Origin of the sequence: Streptomyces sp. NPDC056503, assembly GCF_042794995.1 — a bacterium.
Classification (GTDB): Bacteria; Actinomycetota; Actinomycetes; order Streptomycetales; family Streptomycetaceae; genus Streptomyces.
In genome coordinates, this window is sequence record NZ_JBHTST010000047.1 from 14,916 (window position 1) to 35,320 (window position 20,405).

General features: G+C 74.1%; 15 protein-coding genes. 11 read left to right on the plus strand and 4 right to left on the minus strand.

The genetic code is table 11. The annotated features are described in order from the left end of the window. Window position 1: 1 nt before the first annotated feature. From ACFQ8C_RS16670 to ACFQ8C_RS16690, 5 genes are all read left to right on the plus strand, one after another. On the plus strand, window positions 2–1,684 hold the full coding sequence (locus tag ACFQ8C_RS16670; RefSeq protein WP_383457524.1) for a thiamine pyrophosphate-binding protein: 1,683 nt from the start codon (window positions 2–4) through the stop codon (window positions 1,682–1,684). A 272-nt stretch (window positions 1,685–1,956) separates the two neighbouring features. Next, entirely contained in the window at window positions 1,957–5,694 is a 3,738-nt protein-coding gene (locus ACFQ8C_RS16675) for an ABC transporter ATP-binding protein (protein ID WP_383457593.1), read from the plus strand. A gap of 48 nt (window positions 5,695–5,742) precedes the next feature. Beyond that, the gene (locus ACFQ8C_RS16680) at window positions 5,743–6,129 is read left to right on the plus strand and encodes a hypothetical protein (protein WP_383457527.1); all 387 of its coding nucleotides are present in this window, start codon (window positions 5,743–5,745) and stop codon (window positions 6,127–6,129) included. Window positions 6,130–6,211: 82 nt separating this feature from the next. Beyond that, a complete protein-coding gene (locus tag ACFQ8C_RS16685) occupies window positions 6,212–6,661 on the plus strand; it encodes a hypothetical protein (RefSeq protein ID WP_383457528.1) in 450 nt (149 codons plus the stop codon). A gap of 87 nt (window positions 6,662–6,748) precedes the next feature. Continuing rightward, window positions 6,749–8,197: an aminopeptidase gene (locus ACFQ8C_RS16690; RefSeq protein WP_383457531.1), complete on the plus strand. Its 1,449-nt coding sequence runs from the start codon at window positions 6,749–6,751 to the stop codon at window positions 8,195–8,197. Between the two features lie 40 nt (window positions 8,198–8,237). Here the strand turns inward: ACFQ8C_RS16690 and ACFQ8C_RS16695 are convergent, their stop codons facing one another. Beyond that, window positions 8,238–10,076: a glycoside hydrolase family 3 protein gene (locus ACFQ8C_RS16695; RefSeq protein ID WP_383457533.1), complete on the minus strand. Its 1,839-nt coding sequence runs from the start codon at window positions 10,074–10,076 to the stop codon at window positions 8,238–8,240. A gap of 212 nt (window positions 10,077–10,288) precedes the next feature. Further along, window positions 10,289–11,200 (minus strand): LysR family transcriptional regulator, encoded by a 912-nt coding sequence (locus tag ACFQ8C_RS16700; RefSeq protein ID WP_383457535.1) that lies wholly within the window; start codon window positions 11,198–11,200, stop codon window positions 10,289–10,291. Window positions 11,201–11,288: 88 nt separating this feature from the next. On the opposite strand from ACFQ8C_RS16700, the gene ACFQ8C_RS16705 reads away from it, so the two are divergent. Both ACFQ8C_RS16705 and ACFQ8C_RS16710 read left to right on the plus strand, forming a co-directional pair. After that, window positions 11,289–12,230 carry an EamA family transporter gene (locus ACFQ8C_RS16705; RefSeq protein ID WP_383457538.1) on the plus strand — a complete coding sequence of 314 codons (942 nt, stop codon included), beginning with the start codon at window positions 11,289–11,291 and terminating at the stop codon, window positions 12,228–12,230. After that, entirely contained in the window at window positions 12,227–12,820 is a 594-nt protein-coding gene (locus ACFQ8C_RS16710; protein ID WP_383457539.1) for an AAA family ATPase, read from the plus strand. The genes ACFQ8C_RS16705 and ACFQ8C_RS16710 overlap by 4 nt, the downstream gene beginning before the upstream one ends. 117 nt (window positions 12,821–12,937) lie before the next feature. Here ACFQ8C_RS16710 and ACFQ8C_RS16715 read toward each other — a convergent pair whose 3' ends face one another. Beyond that, entirely contained in the window at window positions 12,938–13,984 is a 1,047-nt protein-coding gene (locus tag ACFQ8C_RS16715) for a LacI family DNA-binding transcriptional regulator (RefSeq protein WP_383457542.1), read from the minus strand. Window positions 13,985–14,223: 239 nt separating this feature from the next. Between ACFQ8C_RS16715 and ACFQ8C_RS16720 the strand changes: the two genes are divergently transcribed. The 3 genes from ACFQ8C_RS16720 to ACFQ8C_RS16730 are packed head-to-tail and all read left to right on the plus strand — an operon-like array spanning window position 14,224 to window position 17,338. Beyond that, window positions 14,224–15,375, plus strand: coding sequence for a Gfo/Idh/MocA family protein (locus ACFQ8C_RS16720; RefSeq protein ID WP_383457545.1), 1,152 nt, complete (start codon window positions 14,224–14,226; stop codon window positions 15,373–15,375). Further along, on the plus strand, window positions 15,372–16,538 hold the full coding sequence (locus ACFQ8C_RS16725) for a dihydrodipicolinate synthase family protein (RefSeq protein WP_383457548.1): 1,167 nt from the start codon (window positions 15,372–15,374) through the stop codon (window positions 16,536–16,538). The genes ACFQ8C_RS16720 and ACFQ8C_RS16725 overlap by 4 nt, the downstream gene beginning before the upstream one ends. A gap of 26 nt (window positions 16,539–16,564) precedes the next feature. Then, window positions 16,565–17,338, plus strand: coding sequence for a sugar phosphate isomerase/epimerase family protein (locus tag ACFQ8C_RS16730; RefSeq protein ID WP_383457596.1), 774 nt, complete (start codon window positions 16,565–16,567; stop codon window positions 17,336–17,338). A 251-nt stretch (window positions 17,339–17,589) separates the two neighbouring features. Here ACFQ8C_RS16730 and ACFQ8C_RS16735 read toward each other — a convergent pair whose 3' ends face one another. Then, window positions 17,590–18,054: a DUF937 domain-containing protein gene (locus tag ACFQ8C_RS16735; protein ID WP_383457551.1), complete on the minus strand. Its 465-nt coding sequence runs from the start codon at window positions 18,052–18,054 to the stop codon at window positions 17,590–17,592. 99 nt (window positions 18,055–18,153) lie between these two features. Between ACFQ8C_RS16735 and ACFQ8C_RS16740 the strand changes: the two genes are divergently transcribed. Next, on the plus strand, window positions 18,154–20,385 hold the full coding sequence (locus ACFQ8C_RS16740) for an ATP-dependent RecD-like DNA helicase (RefSeq protein WP_383457554.1): 2,232 nt from the start codon (window positions 18,154–18,156) through the stop codon (window positions 20,383–20,385). Window positions 20,386–20,405 lie beyond the last annotated feature (20 nt).

The following is a 20,405-nucleotide window of genomic DNA, read 5'->3' on the forward strand; positions in this document are numbered from 1 at the left end:
CATGACCCACGACCACGACCTGGTCCTGCGCCCGACGCCCGCGCAGACGGAGGCCGCCCTGAACCCGCCGGCGGGGCGGACCGGCGGCGACCTCGTCATCGAGACGCTCACCGGCCTCGGCGCCACCACGGTCTTCGGCCTCCCCGGTCAGCACGCCCTCGGCATGTTCGACGCCCTGCGCCGCTCCTCCCTCCGCTACGTCGGCCTCCGCGTCGAGAACAACGCGGGCTTCGCCGCCGACGCCTACGGCCGGATCACCGGAGAGGCCGCCCCCCTCCTCCTCTCCACCGGCCCCGGCGCCCTGATGTCGCTCGCCGCGCTCCAGGAGGCGGCCGCCGCCTCCGCGCCGGTCCTCGCCGTCGGCAGCCAGATCCCCGCCGCCGGACTCGGCGGCGGCCGGCACGGCTACCTCCACGAGCTCCGCGACCAGCAGGCCAGCTTCCGGGACGTCGTGAAGTCCGTCCACACGGTCCGTACGCACTCCCAGATCCCGTCCGCGCTCGCCGCGGCCTGGGAGTCGGCGCTCACCGCCCCGCACGGCCCCGTCTGGGTCGAGATCCCGCAGGACGTGCTCCTCGCGGAGACGACGCTCCCCGTCGTCACGGCGATGGACGCGACCCCCGAGGACGTCGTCCCGCGCCCGGAGCTGACCGCGCTCGCCGCGCACCTGCTGTCGACGGCCGAGCGCCCCGCGATCATCGCCGGCGGCGGGGTCGTGCGCTCCGACGCCTCCGGCAAGCTCCTCGCGCTCGCGGAGAAGCTCGACGCGCCGGTCGTCACGACCTTCGGCGGCAAGGGCGCCTTCCCGTGGAAGCACCCGCTCTCCCTCCAGTCCTGGCTGGAGGACCGGCACACCACGGACTTCCTGGAGGACGCCGACGTCCTCCTCGTGGTCGGCTCGGGGCTCGGCGAGCTCTCCTCGAACTACCACACCTTCGCCCCGCGCGGCCGGGTGATCCAGATCGAGGCGGACGCGGGCAAGCTGGAGTCCAACCACCCGGCGCTCGGCATCCACGCCGACGCCCGCCTCGCGCTCCAGGCGCTCCTGGAGACGGCCGGGGACCGGACCGACGCGACGGCCCCGGCCCGGGTCCGCGCGGTCCTGGACAAGGTCGCGGACCGCCTGGCCGCGCAGGACCTGACCCTGGAGCGGCAGGTCGTCGCGGCCGTCCGCGAGGCGCTGCCGTCCCGCGCCCCGAGCTTCTGGGACATGACGATCCTCGCCTACTGGGCGTGGTCCGCCTTCGACGCCCGCCACCCCAACACCATGCACTCCGCGCAGGGCGCCGGCGGCCTCGGCTATGCCTTCCCGGCCGCCCTCGGCGCGGCGGCCGCCGACCCGACGACCCCGGTCCTCGCGGTCTCCGGCGACGGCGGCGCGATGTACTCGATCGCGGAGCTGGCCACCGCGAAGCAGTACGGCTCCGACGTCACCTGGCTGATCGTCGACGACGGCGGCTACGGCATCCTCCGCGAGTACATGACCGACGCCTACGGCGAGGCCACCGGCACGGACCTCACCCGCCCCGACTTCGTGGCCCTCGCCGAGTCCTTCGGCGTCCCCGCGGTCCGCGCCACCCCCGAGTCCCTGACGGCCGACCTCGCCAAGGCCCTGGCGACCCCCGGCCCCTCGGTGGTCGTCCTCCCGGCCCTCCTGAGGATGTTCGAGCCGACGCACCTCTGAGCCGAAGCGCCTCTGAGCCGACGCACCTCTGAGCCGAAGCGCCTCTGAGCCGACGCGCCTCCGGGCCGCCGGGCCGCCGGGCCGACGCACCTCCGAGCCGCCGGGCCGACGCACCTCCGAGCCGCCGGTCCGCCGGGCCGCCGCGCCCGGCACCGCCCGAACCGGTCCTAGGACTTCCGCCCGGTCTTTGTTGCGGCGGGATGAAATCGCACGTCGGGCGCGTTGTGGGCTTCCGGTAGACCAGGACGGACGGGAGGCGCCACGTGGCGGCGGTGGAGCGGCAGCGGCAAGAGGGGTGGGCGCGGCGGCTGTGGGCGTACGCCTGGCGGTACAAGGCGGACGTCCTGCTGGCGCTGGGGTCGTCGCTGGCCGGCATGGCGCTGCTGGCGCTGGTCCCGCTGGTCACCAAGGTGATCATCGACGACGTGATCGGGGCCGGGACGCGGTCGCTCGGCGTGTGGACCGGGCTGCTGCTCGGCGCCGCCCTGCTCGTGTACGGGCTGACCTACGTGCGGCGCTACTACGGCGGGCGGCTCGCGCTCGACGTGCAGCGGGACCTCCGGGACGACATGTACGGGACGATCCTGCGGCTCGACGGGCGGCGGCAGGACGAGCTGTCCACCGGGCAGGTCGTCGGGCGCGCCACCAGCGACCTCCAGCTCATCCAGGGCCTGCTCTTCATGCTCCCGATGACCATCGGGAACGTGCTGCTGTTCCTCATCTCGCTGGCCGTCATGGCCTGGCTGTCGATCCCGCTGACCCTCGTCGCCCTCGCCGTCGCCCCCGCCCTCTGGTGGATCGCCAAGCGGAGCCGTACCCGCCTGCACCCGGCCACCTGGGCCGCCCAGCAGGAGGCGGCCGGGGTCGCCGGGGTCGTCGACGGCGCCGTCACCGGCGTCCGGGTCGTGAAGGGCTTCGGACAGGAGGCGCAGGAGACCGGGAAGATCCGGGACGCGGGGCGGAAGCTGTTCGCCGCGCGGCTGCGGACGATCCGGCTGAACTCGCTGTACACCCCCGCCCTCCAGGCCGTCCCCGCCCTCGGCCAGGTCGCCGTCCTCGCGCTCGGCGGCTGGCTCGCGTACAAGGGGCAGATCACCCTCGGCACCTTCGTCGCCTTCTCCGCCTACCTCGCCTCCCTCGTCGGCCCGGTCCGGATGCTCGCCATGGTCCTCACCGTCGGCCAGCAGGCACGCGCGGGCGTGGAGCGGGTCGTCGAGCTGATCGACACCGAGCCGGCCATCGAGGACGGCACGAAGGAGCTGCCGGCCGACGCCCCCGCGACCGTCGAGTTCGACGGCGTGAGCTTCGGCTACGGCGAGGGGAAGCCCGTCCTCGACGGGTTCTCGCTGGAGCTGCGGGCCGGCGAGACCGTCGCCCTCGTCGGCTCCTCCGGCTCCGGCAAGTCGACCGTCTCCCTCCTCCTGTCCCGCTTCTACGACGTCGACCGGGGCGCCGTCCTCGTCGGCGGCCACGACGTCCGCGAGCTGACCCTGGCCTCGCTGCGGGCCGCGATCGGCCTCGTCCCCGAGGACTCCTTCCTCTTCTCCGACACCGTCCGCGCCAACATCGCGTACGGCGTCCCCGACGCCACCGACGAGCAGGTCGAGGCCGCCGCCCGGGCCGCCCGCGCCGACAGCTTCATCGCCGAGCTGCCGGAGGGCTACGCCACCAGGGTCGGCGAGCACGGCCTCACCCTCTCCGGCGGCCAGCGCCAGCGCGTCGCGCTCGCCCGCGCGATCCTCACCGACCCCCGCCTCCTCGTCCTCGACGACGCCACCTCCGCCGTCGACGCCAAGGTCGAGCACGAGATCCACGAGGCCCTCAAGGCCGTCATGGCGGGCCGGACGACCCTGCTCATCGCGCACCGCCGCTCCACCCTCGGCCTCGCCGACCGGATCGCCGTCCTCGACGGCGGCCGGCTCGCCGACCTCGGCACCCACGAGGAGCTGGAGGAGCGCTCCGCGCTCTACCGCCGGCTCCTCACCGACCCCGACGAGCTGGGCGGCGTCTCGCCCGGCCACGTCCTGAAGGCCGGGGCGGCCCCCGCGGAGGACGACGCCCTGCGGGCCGAGCTGGACGCAGAGTTCGACGCCGAGCGCGGCATCACCCCCGCCCTGTGGGTGCGGGACGAGGCCCCCGACCGCGAGGCGAAGGCCGCCGGAGCCACCCCCGAGCTGCTCGCCGCCGTCGCCGCCCTGCCGCCCGCCGCCGACGTCCCGGACGTGGACGAGGCCCGGGCCGTGGAGCCGGAGACCGACTACGGGCTCCGCCGGCTGCTGCGCGGCTTCGGCGCGCCCCTCCTGATCAGCCTCGGCCTGGTCGCCCTCGACGCCGGCGCCGGCCTGCTCCTGCCGGTCCTCATCCGGCACGGCATCGACGAGGGCGTGAACCGGCTCGCCATCGGCGCCGTCTGGGCCGCCTCCGCGCTCGCGCTCGTCACCGTCCTGGTGCAGTGGGTGGCGCAGACCGCGGAGACCCGGATGACCGGCCGGACCGGCGAGCGGGTGCTCTACGCGCTCCGCCTGAAGATCTTCTCCCAGCTCCAGCGGCTCGGCCTCGACTACTACGAGCGCGAGCTGACCGGCCGGATCATGACCCGGATGACGACGGACGTCGACGCCATGTCGTCCTTCCTCCAGACGGGCCTGGTCACCGCCTTCGTCTCGGTCGTCACCTTCTTCGGGATCATGGCGGCGCTGCTGGTCCTCGACCTCCAGCTGGCCCTGGTCGTCTTCGCCTCCCTGCCGTTCCTCGCGGTCGCCACGTACTACTTCCGCCGCTCCAGCGTGAAGGCGTACGAGCTGGCCCGCGAGCGGATCAGCGTCGTCAACGCCGACCTCCAGGAGTCCGTCGCCGGGCTGCGGATCGTGCAGGCCTTCGGCCGGGAGCGGTCGGGCGCGGCGCGGTTCGCGGAGCGCGGCGACGCCTACCGGGACGCGCGCGTACGCGGCCAGTGGCTGATCTCGGTCTACTTCCCGTTCGTCACGCTGCTCTCCTCGGCCGCCGCCGCGGCCGTCATGATCGTCGGCGCCAACCGGATCGAGGCCGGCACCCTCACCACCGGCGCCCTCGTCGCCTACCTCCTCTACATCGACCTGTTCTTCGCCCCCGTCCAGCAGCTCTCCCAGGTCTTCGACGGCTACCAGCAGGCGGCCGTCTCGCTCGGCCGCATGCGGGAGCTGCTCCAGGAGCCGACCTCCACGGCCGCCGCCGCCGAGCCCCGCGAGGTGCTGTCGCTGCGCGGCGAGATCGCCTTCGAGTCCGTGGACTTCGCGTACGGGAAGGAGGAGGAGGCCCTCGCCGGGATCGACCTGCGGATCCCCGCCGGGCAGACCGTCGCCTTCGTCGGCGAGACCGGCGCCGGAAAGTCGACGCTGGTCAAGCTGGTCGCCCGCTTCTACGACCCGACCGCGGGCCGGGTCACCGCGGACGGCGCCGACCTCCGGGACCTCGACCTCACCTCGTACCGGCACCGGCTCGGCGTCGTTCCCCAGGAGGCGTACCTCTTCGCCGGGACGGTCCGCGACGCCATCGCCTACGGACGGCCCGGCGCCACCGACGCCGAGGTGGAGGCCGCCGCCCGCGCGGCCGGCGCGCACGACATGATCGCCACCCTGGACGGCGGCTACCTCCACGAGGTCGCCGAGCGCGGCCGGAACCTCTCGGCGGGCCAGCGGCAGCTGATCGCGCTGGCCCGCGCCGAGCTGGTCGACCCGGACGTCCTCCTCCTCGACGAGGCCACGGCCGCCCTGGACCTGGCCACCGAGGCCCAGGTGAACGCCGCCACCGAGCGCCTCTCCGGCCGCCGCACCACCCTCATCGTCGCCCACCGCCTCACCACGGCGGCCCGCGCGGACCGGGTCGTCGTCATGGACCACGGCCGGGTCGCCGAGGACGGCACCCACGACGAACTCCTCGCCCGCGACGGCCGCTACGCGACCCTGTGGCGCACCTTCATCGGCGAGGCGGACCCGGAGGCGGAGCAGGAGGAGGAACCGGCCGCGATCTGAGTACGGGGGCTCATGCCCGGCGGCGGCGGCCGGGGTTGGATCGACGTCATGAACGACCACGCGACCCGGCCCGCCGCACCCGCCCCCGCGTCCACCCCCTCCTCCGCCGACGCCTTCCCGCCCGGCCAGGAGGCCCGGGCGCTGCGCCGCGGCGCGCTCTGGGCCGGGCTGCTGTTCCTGCCGGCGACGCTGCTCGTCGTGCTCGCCGCCCTCTCCTCCGAGACCGGCTCGGAGTGCGTCATGCGCGGGACGTGCGGTGACGTCCCCGGCTGGCTCTACGCGGTCACCCTGGCCGTCGCCGGCACCGCCTGGCTCGCGGCGCTCACCACCCCCGACGGGCACCCGCCCGCCACCGCCCGCTGGGCCGCCCTGTGGACGCTGATCGCCGCCGAGGTGGTCTTCCTCGGCCTGGTCATGGGCCACTTCTCCGGGTGATCCGCCCCCCGGGGGCAACCGTACGGGCGTCTGGAACGTCGTAAGCGTGTACGGCCAGAAGGAGAGCGGGGGAGGAGCGGGCATGTCCGGAGGTACCGCGGTCCGGCCGCCCACGCGCACGCGCGCGTACGTCCGCCGGGCCCTGGCACGCGCGCGCGTGCACCCCGTCGCGTACGCCCTCGCCCTGGCCTTCGCCGCCGGACTGCTCACCCTGGCCGGTCCGGGCACGGGCACCGCCGACGCCGTCTCCGTCTGCCAGGGGCGGCCCGCCCGCACGGTCTCCTTCGCCACCGGCGAGCTGCGCCTCTACCGGACCCGCCACTACGCCTGCGCGCTGGTCCTCGCCAAGCGGCCCGGCGCCCCGCGCCCCATGAGACTGACCCTCCAGCCGCGCGGCGGCCGGGCCGCCGTCGTCAGCGGGAGCTGGGGCCGGCAGGCCGGACCGGTGACCGTCCACGCGCTCAACCGCTGCGTCCGCGCCACCGCGACCGTCTCCGGCCGCTCCACCGCCACCGGCTGGATCCTGTGCTGATGCAGAGGTAAGGCTCAACCGGGTCTGGCGGCCCGGACGTTCACCCCGCTAGGTTCACGGCACCGCTGTGAATCATGGGGAGGGTGCATGCGCAAGTCGCTGAGACTGCTGCTGTCGCTTTCGGTGCTCATAGGCACCGTGGGCTCCACCGGCGTGGCCACCGCCACCGCCGCCGACACCGAATCCGCGGCCACCGCCGCCGAGGCGCCGAGCTCGGACATCAAGGACCGCCTCCTGGCGATCCCCGGGATGAGCCTGATCGAGGAGAAGCCGTACGCCGGCTACCGCTTCTTCGTCCTGAACTACGAGCAGCCGGTCGACCACCGGCGCCCGTGGGCCGGTACGTTCCAGCAGCGCATCACGGTCCTCCACAAGGACACCGGCCGCCCCACCGTCTTCCGGACGAGCGGGTACGGCCTGAGCACCACCCCGAGCCGGACGGAGCCGACCCGGATCGTGGACGGCAACCAGGTCTCCATGGAGTACCGCTTCTTCACGCCGTCCCGCCCGCAGCCCGCCGACTGGTCCAAGCTCGACATCTGGCAGGCCGCCTCCGACCAGCACCGCATCTTCACCGCGCTGAAGAAGGTCTACGGCGAGAACTGGCTCTCCACCGGCGCATCCAAGGGCGGCATGACCGCCACCTACTACGAGCGCTTCTACCCGCGGGACATGGACGGCGTCGTCGCCTACGTGGCCCCCAACGACGTGGTGAACAAGGAGGACTCGGCCTACGACCGGTTCTTCGCCGGCGTCGGGACGAAGGAGTGCCGCGACCGCCTGAACTCCATGCAGCGCGAGGCCCTGCTCCGCCGCGGCCCGCTCCAGGAGAAGTTCAGGGCCTGGGCCGAGGCCGAGGGCGCCACCTTCGACACGATCGGCTCGCTCGACAAGGCGTGGGAGGCGACCGTCCTCGACTTCGTCTGGGGCTTCTGGCAGTACTACGGCGAGGACGTCTGCGACACCGTCCCGGAGGCCGCGACCGCGAGCGACGACACCGTCTACGAGACGATCGACGCCTACGCCGGCTGGTCCGCCTACACCGACCAGGGCCTGGAGTACTACACGCCGTACTACTACCAGGCGGCCACCGAGCTCGGCGCGCCCTCCATCAAGCAGCCGCACCTCGCCGGTCTCAGCCGCTACGGCTACCAGCCGGCCTCGAACTTCGTGCCCCGCGAGATCCCGATGAAGTTCAAGCCGTGGGTGATGCGGGACGTCGACGACTGGGTCCGCAAGAACGCGAACCGGATGCTCTTCGTCTACGGCGAGAACGACCCGTGGGGCTCCGAGCCCTTCCGCGTCGGCAAGGGCACCAAGGACAGCTACGTCTTCTACGCGCCGGGCGCCAACCACGGCGCCAACGTCGCCGGACTCGCCGACGCCGAGCGGGAGAAGGCCACGGCCCGCATCCTGGCCTGGGCCGGTGTCGACGCCCCGGCCGTCGACGCGGCGCGGCCGCTCGCGCGCTTCGACGCCCGCCTGGACCGGCCGGTGGACGAGGACGCGACGAGGGAGCACGGCCTGCGGCCGTAGCTTCCAGGGGGTGCGCCCGCCGGGCGCACCCCCCGTGCCGTCAGCGGCCGTACGAGAGGCCGAACCCGAGCGGGTGGAGCGTGACCGCCGGGTCCTCGGCGCTCCGCACCGGCACCGGCAGCCGCCCGCGCGGCCTCGCCCGCCCGGCGAGGACCCGGACGGCGGCCCGGAGCTCGACGTCGGTCCAGGAGTACGCGGCGAGCGTGGCCCGCTGCCCGGAGAGCCGGGCGACGTCGTACGGGTTGCGGAGGGCGACCGTCACCACCGGCACCCCGGTCGCCACGAGCCGCTCCACCAGGGTGCGCTGCGGGCTGGTCGCGGAGACGTTGTACGTGCCCACCACGATCACGTCCTGCCCGGCCGAGGCGGCCACCGCCTCCTCGATCCGGGCCGCCGTCGGGGTGATCCCGGTGGAGAGCGCGGTCGCGGTGAAGCCCAGTTCGCGCAGGGCCCCGGCGAGGGTGGCCGTCGGCGGTCCCGTCGTACCGGACGGGGAGGCCGGGTCGGCGCCGACGACCAGGACCCTGCCGTGCGTGGCCGGGGAGAGCGGCAGGAAGCCGTCCTCGTTGACCAGGAGGGTGGTGGTCCGTTCGGCGATCCGGTCGGCCTCGGCGAGGTGCCGGGCGGTGCCGACGGTCGCGTCCACCTCCGCCGGGGTCGTACGCGGCTCGGTGAACAGGCCCCGCCGGGCCTTCAGCCGCAGGATCCGCAGGACCGACTCGTCGAGCCGCTCCTCGGTCAGCTCCCCGCCGCGTACGGCGCCGAGCACCGCGTTCCACGCCACGTCGAGCTTCGGCGGGTTGAGCAGCTGGTCCACGCCCGCCTTCAGGGCGAGCACCGGGACCCGGTCGTCGCCGTACTTGGTGCGGACGCCCTGCATGTCGAGGGCGTCGGTCACCACCACCCCGTCGTAGCCGAGCTGTTCCCGGAGGACGCCGGTGAGGATGGGGTACGAGAGCGTCGCCGGGTCCTCGGACGGGTCGAGGGCCGGGACGACCAGGTGCGCGGTCATGATCGCGTCGATGCCGGCGGCGATCGCCGCCCGGAACGGCGGGGCGTCCAGCTCGGCCCACTGCGCGCGGGTGTGGGTGATGACCGGCAGGCCGTAGTGGCTGTCCACGGCCGTGTCGCCGTGGCCGGGGAAGTGCTTGGCGGTGGCCGCGACGCCGGCGCCCTGGTAGCCGCGGATCTGCGCGGTGACGAGACCGGAGACCGCGCGGGGGTCGGCGCCGAGGGAGCGGACGCCGATGACCGGGTTGGCCGGGTTGACGTTGACGTCGGCGACCGGGGCGTAGTTCTGCCGGATGCCGAGCGCGGCCAGCTCGGCGCCGGCGATCCGGGCGGCCTTGCGGGTGTCCGCGGGGGAGCCGCCCGCGCCGAGCGCCATCGCGCCGGGCAGGAGGGTGGCGGGCTCGCCGACCCGGCAGACGATGCCGTGCTCCTGGTCGGTGGAGATCAGCACGGGGACCGGCGTACGGGCGGCGAGCGCGGCCGCCTGGATGCCGTTGGACAGCTCGGCGATCTGGTGCGGGGAGCGGGTGTTGTGGGCCCAGGCGAAGTAGATGATCCCGCCGAGGTGGTAGCGCTCGACCAGCTCGGCGGCGGTGCGGACGCCGAGCTCCCGGAGGTTGGCGTCGGCGTCGGCCTGGTCGGGGGCGGTGGCCGAGTGGCCGTACACCCGCGAGACGAAGAGCTGGCCGACCTTCTCCTCCAGCGACATCCGGCCGACGATCCGGCGCAGCCGCTCCTCGGTGCGGGCGTCGGTGGCGGGGCCGGCGTGGGCGGTGGGGGCGGCGGCGCCGGTGACGGCCGCGGCGGCCGCGGCGGCGGTGACGGTGAGCAGGGTGCGGCGGGTGGGGGCGGGGGCGGGTTGGTGCACTGGTGCTCCTTCCGGCCGTGCAGGGGTGGGCAGGGGAATGAAGGAAACTTCCAAGGTGAACGGATAGTCTGAAAGTAACTACCAGGTCAAGGATTCCCGCACGAATCGCCGAGAAGAGAGGTCCGTCCCGGTTCAGGACGCCTGTTCGGGGCGCCGGTTCGGGGCGCCGGTTCGGGACGCCGGTTCGGGACGCCGGTTCCGGTCGGGCCCGATCAGGCCGCCGCCGCGATCGACGGCCACAGCTCCTGGAGCGTCCGGACCGTCTCCCGGATCGCCGGCCGCCGCGCCGCCCCCGCCCGCCACAGCGCGTGCAGCCGCCGCGTCGGCGCCGGGTCGAGCCGCAGCGGCGCCACCTCCGGCGGCAGCCCGCCGCGCCCGAGACGGGGGACGAGCGCGATGCCGAGACCGGCCGCGACCAGCGCGACCTGCGTGTGGTTCTCCTCCGCCTGATGGACGATCAGCGGCTCCACCCCGGTCGACCGCAGCGTCCGCTCCAGCCAGTCGTGGCACACCGTCCCCGGCGGCTGCGAGATCCACCGCTCGTCCGCCAGCTCCTCCCGCCGCACCGACCGCCTCGCCGCCAGCGGATGGTCCCGGTGGACGAGGATGTCGCAGCCGTCGTCGCCGATCACCGCCTGCTCCACCCCGGGCGGCGCCGGCAGCGGCGCGATGTCCCAGTCGTGCGCCACGGCCAGGTCGAGCACCCCGCGCGCCACCAGGTCGACCGACAGGTGCGGGTCGACCTCGGTCAGCCGGGCGTCCAGACCGGGATGGCGCCGGGCCAGCTCCGCCAGCACCCGGGGCATCAGACCGCGCGCCGCGCTCGGGAAGCAGCCGATCGCCAGCCGCCCGGCGGGCAGCCCCCGCCGCTCTTCGAGGCGCACCTCCGCCTCCTCCACGAGCGACAGCAACTGCCGTGCGGTGTCGCAGAGCTGCCGGGCGTCGTCGGTGAGGCGGACGCCCCGGCCGCTCCGTTCGAGCAGGGTCGTGCGGGTCTCCCGCTCCAGCTTCGCGATCTGCTGGGAGACCGCCGAGGGGGTGTAGCCGAGCGCCGCCGCGGCGGCGCCCACGCTGCCGTGGACGGAGACGGCGTACAGGGCGCGCAGCCGGCCGAGATCGAGCACGGGACCTCCCTGGATGTAGCAGTACTTCATCCAACCATGAAGAGAACCGTGCTGGTGCTACACGGTCGGGGCGGCCATGCTCGCTTCCATGCGCCCCGCACACATCGCCCTCGCCGCGCTCGTCGCCGCGGTCTGGGGGGTCAACTTCGTCGTCATCGAGATCGGCCTCGACCACTTCCCGCCGCTGCTCTTCTCCGCCCTCCGCTTCCTCGTCGCCGCCCTCCCCGCCGTCTTCCTCGTCGGCCGGCCCAAGGTCGCCTGGAAGTGGATCGTCGCCGTCGGACTCGCCCTCGGCGTCGCCAAGTTCGGCCTCCTCTTCACCGGCATGGACCTCGGCGCGCCCGCCGGACTCTCCTCCCTCGTCCTCCAGGTGCAGGCGGTCTTCACCGCCCTCCTCGCCTTCGCCGCCCTCGGCGAACGCCCCGGGCGGCTCGCCGTCCTCGGCATGGGCGTGGCCCTCGCCGGCATCGGCGTCGCCGCCGCCGACGAGGGCGCCTCCGGACCCGTCACCGGCTTCGTCCTGGTCATCGCGGCCGCCGCCTGCTGGGGCGTCTCCAACGTCCTCACCCGCAAGGCCGCCCCGCCCGACCCGCTCAACTGGATGGTCTGGGTCAGCACCGTGCCCGTCCTGCCGCTGCTCGCCCTCTCCCTCCTCCTGGAGGGCCCCGAACGCGACCTGGCGGCGCTGCGCGCCCTCGACTGGACCGGCGCCGGCGTCATCCTCTACGTCGCCTGGGTCACCACCGTCTTCGGCTTCGGCGCCTGGGGGTGGCTGCTCCGCCGCCACCCCGCCTCCTCCGTGGCCCCCTTCTCGCTCCTCGTCCCCGTCTTCGGCATGTCCTCGGCCGCGCTCTTCCTGGACGAGTCGATCAGCCCGCTGCGGTGGGCGGCGGCGGCGCTCCTCGTGGGCGGGGTCGCCCTGACGTCGCTGGCCCCCCGGCGGACCGCGACGGCCCCGAAACCCGTGGTGCGGGAGGCCCCCGTTCCCGTATCGTCCGGGGGTCCCACCAGCGAGGAAAGGCCCGCATGACCTTCGAGAACGTGACCGTCGACGCCCCTGTCCCCGCCCCCGGCGCCCTGCTCCTCGCCGGCATCCCCGGCAGCGGCAAGTCGACCGTCTCGGCCGCCCTCGCCGCCCGCTTCGCCCGCGCCGCGCACATCGAGGTCGACCACCTCCAGGAGCTGATCGTCGGCGGCGGCCACTGGCCGACCCCGGACGGCGACCCGGAGGCGGACCGCCAGATCCTCCTCCGCGCCCGCAACGCCTGCCTCCTCGCGGGCAGTTTCGCCGCCGCCGGCTTCCTCCCGGTCATGGACGACGTCGTGGTGCGCGCCTCCCACCTGGACTTCTACCGCCGCCACGCGACGGCGGTCCCGCTCCACGTGGTGATCCTCGCCCCGGGCCCGGACAAGGCCTGGGAGCGCAACAACGCCCGCCACAAGCGCCTCACCACCAACTGGGCGTTCCTGGACGAGGCCATGCGCGCCGAACTCTCCGACCGGGCCGTCTGGATCGACAACGCCGACCAGACGGTGGAGGAGACGGTCGACGCGGTCCTCGCCGCCACCGGCCTGGCCGCCCACGCGGACGCGAAGCCGAACGGCTCCGCCGGCTCGTAGAGCCCGGCCGCGCCCCGGACGGCCTCCGCCCGCGCGGGTGCGTACGGCGGGGTGCGGCGGCGGGGGCCCTACGGCGGGGTACGGGCGGGGCCCCGCGGCCGATCCGCCCGGGCGGCGCTACCCCCGGGGCGCCGCCGTCGAGTCCCGGACGACCAGCTCGCCCGGGACCGTCTCCGTGCCGGTCGGCGGGGCGTCCTCCGTGGCCATCGCCAGCCGGCCGGCGCGCGCCCCCGAGTCGTGCAGGGGGAGGCGGACGGTGGTCAGGGCGGGGACCGCGTCGACCGAGAACGGGAGGTCGTCGAAGCCGGCGACCGAGACGTCGCCGGGGATCGACAGGCCCCGCTCCCGCAGGGCCGCGCAGACGCCGAGGGCCACCGTGTCGTTGGCGGCGACGACGGCCGTGAGGTCCGGGTCGCGGGCGAGGAGTCCGGCGACGGCCGCGTGGCCGGCGGCGCGGTCGTAGGGGCCGTGCACGGTCGGGCCCTCCGGGACGCCCGCCGCCGCGAGGGCCTCCCGGTGGCCCTCCAGGCGGTGCCGGGTGGTGGTGCGGTCGGCGGGGCCCGCGACGTAACCGATCCGGGTGTGGCCGAGGCCGAGCAGGTGCTCGGCGAGCCGGCGGCCCCCCGCGCGGTTGTCGAAGACGAGCGCGGCGGTGTGCGCGTCCCCGGGCACGGGCGGGCGTCCGCACAGCACGACCCGGGTCCCGGCCTCGGCCATCCGGGCCAGCTTCGCGGCCGTCGCGGCCAGGTGTCCGGGGTCCTCCAGGGAGCCGCCCATGAGGATCACGGCGGCGGCCCGCTGCCGCTGGAGCAGCGTGAGGTAGGTGAGCTCGCGCTCGGGGGAGCCGCCGGTGTTGCAGACGACGGCCAGCTTCTCGCCGCCCGCCCGGCCCGAGCCGCCCTCGCCGATCGCGCTCTGCGCGGCGCTCGCCATGATCCCGAAGAAGGGGTCGGCGATGTCGTTGACCAGCACTCCGACCAGGTCGGAGGTGGCGGCGGCGAGCGAGCTCGCGGGCCCGTTCAGGACGTAGTCCAGCTCCTCGACGGCCTTGAGGACCCGTTCCCGCGTCGAGGCGGCGACCGGGTAGTTGCCGTTGAGGACGCGGGAGACGGTCGCGGGGGAGACCCGGGCGCGGGCGGCCACGTCCGACAGGGTGACGGTCATCGCGTGCGTACCTCCGACATCGCGTGCGTACCTCCGACTTCGCGGGTGGCCGATGACCTCGCGTGCGCGGCTTCGAGGCCGAAGGCGCGGGGCCCTTGTCCGGCGTGATGTCGGCAGGCTAGCGTCATCCGCGACAGAAAGCGCTTTCTATCGTCGCGCCGGAAGCGCTTTCTGTCGTGCCTTCACGCAGTGATCGCAGTCGAACGAGGGCGCAGGCCCGCCCGGGAGAGGAACATTCCGTGACACGCAGGACAATCCGCATCGCCATGAACGGCGTCACCGGGCGCATGGGCTACCGCCAGCACCTCGTCCGCTCGATCCTCGCGCTCCGCGAGCAGGGCGGCCTCGACCTCGGGAACGGCGAGGTCCTCTGGCCCGAACCGGTCCTCATCGGCCGCCGCGAGCACGCCCTGCGCGCCCTCGCCGAGAAGCACGGCCTGACCGAGTGGTCCACCGACCTCGACGCCGTCCTCGCCGACGACTCCGTCGACATCTACTTCGACGCCCAGGTCACCTCGGCCCGCGCCGACGCCCTCACCAAGGCCATCGAGGCCGGCAAGCACATCTACACCGAGAAGCCCACCGCCGCCGACTTCGCCGGCGCCCTCGACCTCGCCCGTCTCGCCGCCGGGAGGGGCGTCAAGCACGGCGTCGTCCAGGACAAGCTCTTCCTCCCCGGCCTGCTCAAGCTCAAGCGGCTCATCGACGGCGGCTTCTTCGGCGAGATCCTGTCCGTGCGCGGCGAGTTCGGCTACTGGGTCTTCGAGGGCGACTGGCAGGAGGCCCAGCGCCCCAGCTGGAACTACCGCTCCGAGGACGGCGGCGGCATCGTCGTCGACATGTTCCCGCACTGGGAGTACGTGCTCCACGAGCTCTTCGGCCGGGTCACCTCGGTCTCCGCCGAGATCGCCACCCACGTCCCGCGCCGCTGGGACGAGCAGGGCAAGCCGTACGAGGCCACCGCCGACGACGCCGCCTACGGCACCTTCCACCTGGAGGGCGGCGCCATCGCCCAGATCAACTCCTCCTGGGCGGTCCGCGTCCACCGCGACGAGCTCGTCGAGTTCCAGGTCGACGGCACCGAGGGATCCGCCGTCGCCGGCCTGCGCGACTGCCGCGTCCAGCACCGGAGCCTGACCCCCAAGCCGGTGTGGAACCCCGACATCCCCGCCACCTACTCCTTCCGCGACCAGTGGCAGGAGGTCCCCGACAACGCCGAGTTCGACAACGGCTTCAAGGCCCAGTGGGAGCTCTTCCTCCGCCACGTCGTCCTCGACGAGCCCTACCACTGGGACCTGCTCGCCGGCGCCCGCGGCGTCCAGCTCGCCGAACTCGGCCTGAGGTCCGCCGCCGAGGGCCGCCGCCTCGACGTCCCCGAGGTGTCCCTGTGACCCTCCTCCTCCCCGTCCCGGGCGGCGGCACGCGCGCGTACGAGCCCCGCACCGAACCGCTCGTGCCCGCCGCGCCCGGCCCGCTGACCTCCCGCACGGTCTTCTCCGCCGCGCACGTCGTCGCCGACCCGTACGCCGACACCACCCCCGACGGCCCCGCCGCCGTCGACTGGGACGCCACCCTCGCCTTCCGCCGCCACCTGTGGTCCTACGGCCTCGGCGTCGCGGAGGCCATGGACACCGCCCAGCGCGGCATGGGCCTCGACTGGGCGGGAGCGGCGGAACTGATCCGCCGCTCCGCCGCCGAGGCCAAGGCCGTCGGCGGCGCGATCGCCTGCGGCGTCGGCACCGACCAGCTCACCGGCCCGGCCGCGCTGCCGGAGATCAGGGCCGCGTACGAGGAGCAGCTCGCGGTCGTCGAGGAGTCCGGTGCCCAGGCCATCCTCATGGCCTCCCGCGCGCTCGCCGCCGCGGCCACCGGACCCGAGGACTACCTGGAGCTCTACGGCCACCTGCTGCGCCAGGCCGCCGAGCCCGTGATCCTCCACTGGCTCGGCCCGATGTTCGACCCGGCCCTGGAGGGGTACTGGGGCTCCGCCGACCTCGACGCGGCCACCGAGACCTTCCTGGAGGTCATCGCCGCCCACCCCGACAAGGTCGACGGCGTCAAGATCTCCCTCCTCGACGCGGGCCGCGAGATCGCGCTCCGCCGCCGGCTCCCCGAGGGCGTCCGCTGCTACACCGGCGACGACTTCCACTACCCCGAGCTGATCGCGGGCGAGGAGCCCTCGGCGGGCGGGCGCTTCAGCCACGCCCTGCTCGGCATCTTCGACCCGCTCGGCCCGCTGGCGGCGGAGGCGGTCAGGACCCTCGACACCGGCGACACGGCGGGCTTCCGCAAGCTGCTCGACCCGACGGTCGCGCTCTCCCGCCACCTCTTCGAGCCCCCGACCCGCTACTACAAGACGGGCGTGGTCCTCCTGGCCTGGCTCGCGGGCCACCAGGAGCACTTCACCATGGTCGGCGGCCTCCACTCGGCCCGCTCCCTGCCGCACCTGGCCCGCGCCTACGAACTCGCCGACGGCCTCGGCCTGTTCCCGGACCCGGCGCGCGCGGAGGCCCGGATGCGCGCCCTCCTCACCGTCCACGGAGTCCCCCAGTGAACCTCGACCGCTTCAGCGTCAACCAGATGACGGTCCGCCAGCTGCCGCTCCCCGAACTGGTCGCGCAGTGCGTCCGGCTCGGCGTCCCGGGCATCGGCCTGTGGCGCGAGCCGGTCCGGGAGTACGGCGTCGAGGCCGCGGCCCGCCTGGTGCGGGACGCCGGTCTCGCCGTCACCACGCTCTGCCGCGGCGGCTTCTTCACCAGCGACGGCTGGGAGGCCGAGAACCGGGCGGCGATCGACGAGGCGGCGGCGCTCGGCACCGACACCCTGGTGCTCGTCTCCGGCGGCCTGCCCGCCGGCAGCCGCGACCTGCCCGCGGCACGCGCGCGCATCGCGGACGCCATCGGCGCACTCGCCCCCTACGCCGGCGCGCGCGGCGTCCGCCTCGCCATCGAACCCCTCCACCCGATGTACGCCTCCGACCGGTGCGCGATCTCCACCCTGGACCAGGCCCTGGACATCGCGGAGCGCTTCCCGGCCGACCAGGTGGGCGTCACCGTCGACACGTACCACCTGTGGTGGGACGAGAACGCCCCGGCGGCGGTGGAACGCGCCGCGGCCGGCGGCCGCGTCCACTCCTTCCAGCTCGCCGACTGGACGACCCCCCTCCCGGAGGGCGTCCTCAACGGCCGCGGCCAGCTCGGCACCGGCGCGATCGACCTCACCTGGTGGGCGGCGCTGCTCGAACGCGTCGGCTACACGGGGCCCGTGGAGGTCGAGCTGTTCAACGACGCGCTGTGGGCGAGGGACGGCGTGGAGGTCCTGGAGGAGACCCTGGAGGCGTTCCTGAAGGTCTGAGGCCGGCTCGTCGCCCGGGATCCGAAAGCCCGGATCCGAAAGCCCGGATCCCGAATCCAAGATCCGAAATCCCGGATCCCGGATCCAAGATTCAGAATCTTGGATCCGAAATCCAAGATCCCGGCTCCCGGATCCAAGCTCCCGGGTCCGGATCCCGGCTCCCGGATTCAAGCTCCCGGATCCTCCAGACCAGGCCCCCGCGTGCGCGGCGGGGGCCCTCCAGGCCCGGCCCCGTGTGCGGCGGGGCCGGGCTACCTCTTGCCGCCGCCCAGCAGGTCGCCGAGGCCGCCGCCCTTCTTCGCGGCGGCGCGTCTGGTCAGGACCGAGAGGATCACCGGGACCAAGAGGCCGACCGCGCGGTCGACGGTGGCCGGGGGGAGGCCCGTGCGCTTGGCGACGGCGGTGGCGGCGGGCTTGGCCAGCTTGGCCAGGACGCCCGCCATCAGGCCGCCGGCCGCGAGTCCGCCGAAGGAGGCGACGCCCTGGAGCGGGGGCTCTTCCGAGGTGACCTCGTCGACGGCGGCCTTGACCTCGTCCGCGCTGGCCGGCTCGGCGGCCGCCTGCCGCAGCTCGCCAGAGAGCTCCGTGACCGAGCCGTCCACGAGCGCCCGCGCGCCGGCCGTGTCGGTGCCGGCGAGCGTGGCGATCTCCGCCAGGCGGTCCTCGCCGAGTTCGGCCAGGACCTCGTCCTGGAAGGAGTCACTGCTCTCGCTCATGTCCGAGACGCTACGTTTCATCCGCCTGTCCGGCATCCCGGAGCGGGAGTCGTCCACAGCCCCGCCCCCGCTGTCGGCGGCCTTCGCTACGGTCGGTACATGTCCAACGAGGGTCAGCCGCCCCGCCCCGTCGTCCTGGAGGGCGTGCTGGAGCGGATCACGTACGCCAACGAGGAGAGCGGTTACACGGTCGCCCGGGTCGACACCGGCCGCGGTGCCGGTGAGCTGCTCACCGTCGTCGGCGCGCTGCTCGGCGCCCAGCCGGGGGAGTCGCTGCGGATGGAGGGCCGCTGGGGGTCCCACCCGCAGTACGGCCGGCAGTTCCAGGTGGACGACTACACGACCGTCCTGCCCGCCACCATCCAGGGCATCCGCCGCTATCTCGGCTCCGGCCTGGTCAAGGGCATCGGTCCGGTCTTCGCCGACCGCATCACCACCCACTTCGGCCTGGCGACGCTCGACATCCTGGAGCAGGAGCCGGGCCGTCTCGTCGAGGTCCCCGGGCTCGGCCCGAAGCGGACGAAGAACATCACCGCCGCCTGGGAGGAGCAGAAGGCCATCAAGGAGGTGATGCTCTTCCTCCAGACGGTCGGCGTCTCCACCTCCATCGCCGTCCGCATCTACAAGCAGTACGGGGACGCCTCGATCTCCGTCGTCCGCGAGCAGCCCTACCGGCTCGCCGCCGACGTCTGGGGCATCGGCTTCCTCACCGCCGACCGGATCGCCCAGTCGGTCGGCATCCCGCACGACAGCCCCGAGCGGGTGAAGGCCGGGCTCCAGTACGCCCTCTCGCAGTCGAGCGACCAGGGGCACTGCTTCCTGCCCGAGGAGCGGCTGATCGCGGACTCGGTGAAGCTGCTCCAGGTGGACACCGGGCTCGTCATCGAGTGTCTCGCCGAGCTGGCCGAGGACCCCGAGGGGGTGGTCCGGGAGTCCGTTCCGGGCCCCGAGGGCGAGCCGGTCACGGCCGTCTACCTGATCCCCTTCCACCGGGCGGAGCTCTCCCTCGCCGGGCAGCTCCGCCGGCTGCTGCGCACCCCGGAGGACCGGATGCCGGCCTTCCGGGACGTGGCCTGGGACAAGGCGCTGACCTGGCTCGCGGAGCGTACGGGGGCCACCCTGGCGCCCGAGCAGGAGCAGGCCGTCCGGCTCGCCCTGACCCAGAAGGTGGCGGTCCTCACCGGCGGTCCCGGCTGCGGCAAGTCCTTCACCGTCCGCTCCGTGGTGGAGCTGGCCCGGGCCAAGAAGGCCAGGGTGGTCCTCGCGGCGCCGACCGGCCGTGCCGCCAAGCGGCTGGCCGAGCTGACCGGCGCCGAGGCCTCCACCGTCCACCGGCTGCTGGAGCTCAAGCCGGGCGGGGACGCGGCGTACGACCGGGACCGGCCGCTCGACGCGGACCTCGTGGTGGTCGACGAGGCCTCCATGCTGGACCTGCTGCTCGCGAACAAGCTGGTCAAGGCGGTGGCGCCGGGCGCCCATCTGCTCCTGGTGGGGGATGTGGACCAGCTGCCGTCGGTCGGCGCGGGCGAGGTGCTCGCCGATCTCCTCGCCCCGGGCAGTCCGGTCCCGGCCGTCCGGCTGACCAGGATCTTCCGCCAGGCCCAGCAGTCCGGCGTGGTCACCAACGCGCACCGGATCAACGAGGGCCTGCCGCCCACCACCACCGGTCTGCCGGACTTCTTCCTCTTCGCGGAGGAGGAGACGGAGGACGCGGCCCGGGTCGCCGTCGAGGTCGCCGCCCGGCGTATTCCGGCCAGATTCGGGCTGGACCCGCGCCGGGACGTGCAGGTCCTGGCCCCCATGCACCGGGGCCCGGCGGGCGCGGGCGCGCTGAACGGGCTGCTCCAGCAGATGATCACCCCGGCCCGTCCGGACGTCCCGGAGAAGCGGTTCGGCGGCCGGGTCTTCCGCGTCGGGGACAAGGTGACCCAGATCAGGAACAATTACGAGAAGGGGGCGAACGGGGTGTTCAACGGTACGGTCGGAGTGGTGACGGCGCTGGACCCCGTGGAACAGCGCCTGACCGTCCGGACGGACGAGGACGAGGAGGTGCCGTACGGCTTCGACGAACTGGACGAGCTGTCCCACGCGTACGCGGTCACCATCCACCGTTCGCAGGGCAGTGAGTATCCGGCCGTGGTGATCCCGGTCACCATGAGTGCGTGGATGATGCTCCAGCGGAACCTGCTCTACACGGCCGTGACCCGGGCGCGGAAGCTCGTCGTCCTGGTCGGCTCGCGTCGCGCGATCGCCCAGGCGGTGCGTACGGTCTCGGCCGGCCGGCGCTTTACCGCACTGGCCCACCGGCTCACAGGGGGTGCCCCCGTGTGAAAGATCACGGAGGACTTCCG

Bases quoted from the DNA above. Each gene is read 5' to 3' on its own strand.
- ACFQ8C_RS16670 (WP_383457524.1), top strand. From the start codon at position 2: ATGACCCACGACCACGACCTGGTCCTGCGCCCGACGCCCGCGCAGACG.
- ACFQ8C_RS16680 (WP_383457527.1), top strand. From the start codon at position 5,743: ATGAACGACCACGCGACCCGGCCCGCCGCACCCGCCCCCGCGTCCACC.
- ACFQ8C_RS16685 (WP_383457528.1), top strand. From the start codon at position 6,212: ATGTCCGGAGGTACCGCGGTCCGGCCGCCCACGCGCACGCGCGCGTAC.
- ACFQ8C_RS16690 (WP_383457531.1), top strand. From the start codon at position 6,749: ATGCGCAAGTCGCTGAGACTGCTGCTGTCGCTTTCGGTGCTCATAGGC.
- ACFQ8C_RS16705 (WP_383457538.1), top strand. From the start codon at position 11,289: ATGCGCCCCGCACACATCGCCCTCGCCGCGCTCGTCGCCGCGGTCTGG.
- ACFQ8C_RS16710 (WP_383457539.1), top strand. From the start codon at position 12,227: ATGACCTTCGAGAACGTGACCGTCGACGCCCCTGTCCCCGCCCCCGGC.
- ACFQ8C_RS16715 (WP_383457542.1), bottom strand. From the start codon at position 13,984: ATGACCGTCACCCTGTCGGACGTGGCCGCCCGCGCCCGGGTCTCCCCC.
- ACFQ8C_RS16730 (WP_383457596.1), top strand. From the start codon at position 16,565: ATGACGGTCCGCCAGCTGCCGCTCCCCGAACTGGTCGCGCAGTGCGTC.
- ACFQ8C_RS16735 (WP_383457551.1), bottom strand. From the start codon at position 18,054: ATGAGCGAGAGCAGTGACTCCTTCCAGGACGAGGTCCTGGCCGAACTC.
- ACFQ8C_RS16740 (WP_383457554.1), top strand. From the start codon at position 18,154: ATGTCCAACGAGGGTCAGCCGCCCCGCCCCGTCGTCCTGGAGGGCGTG.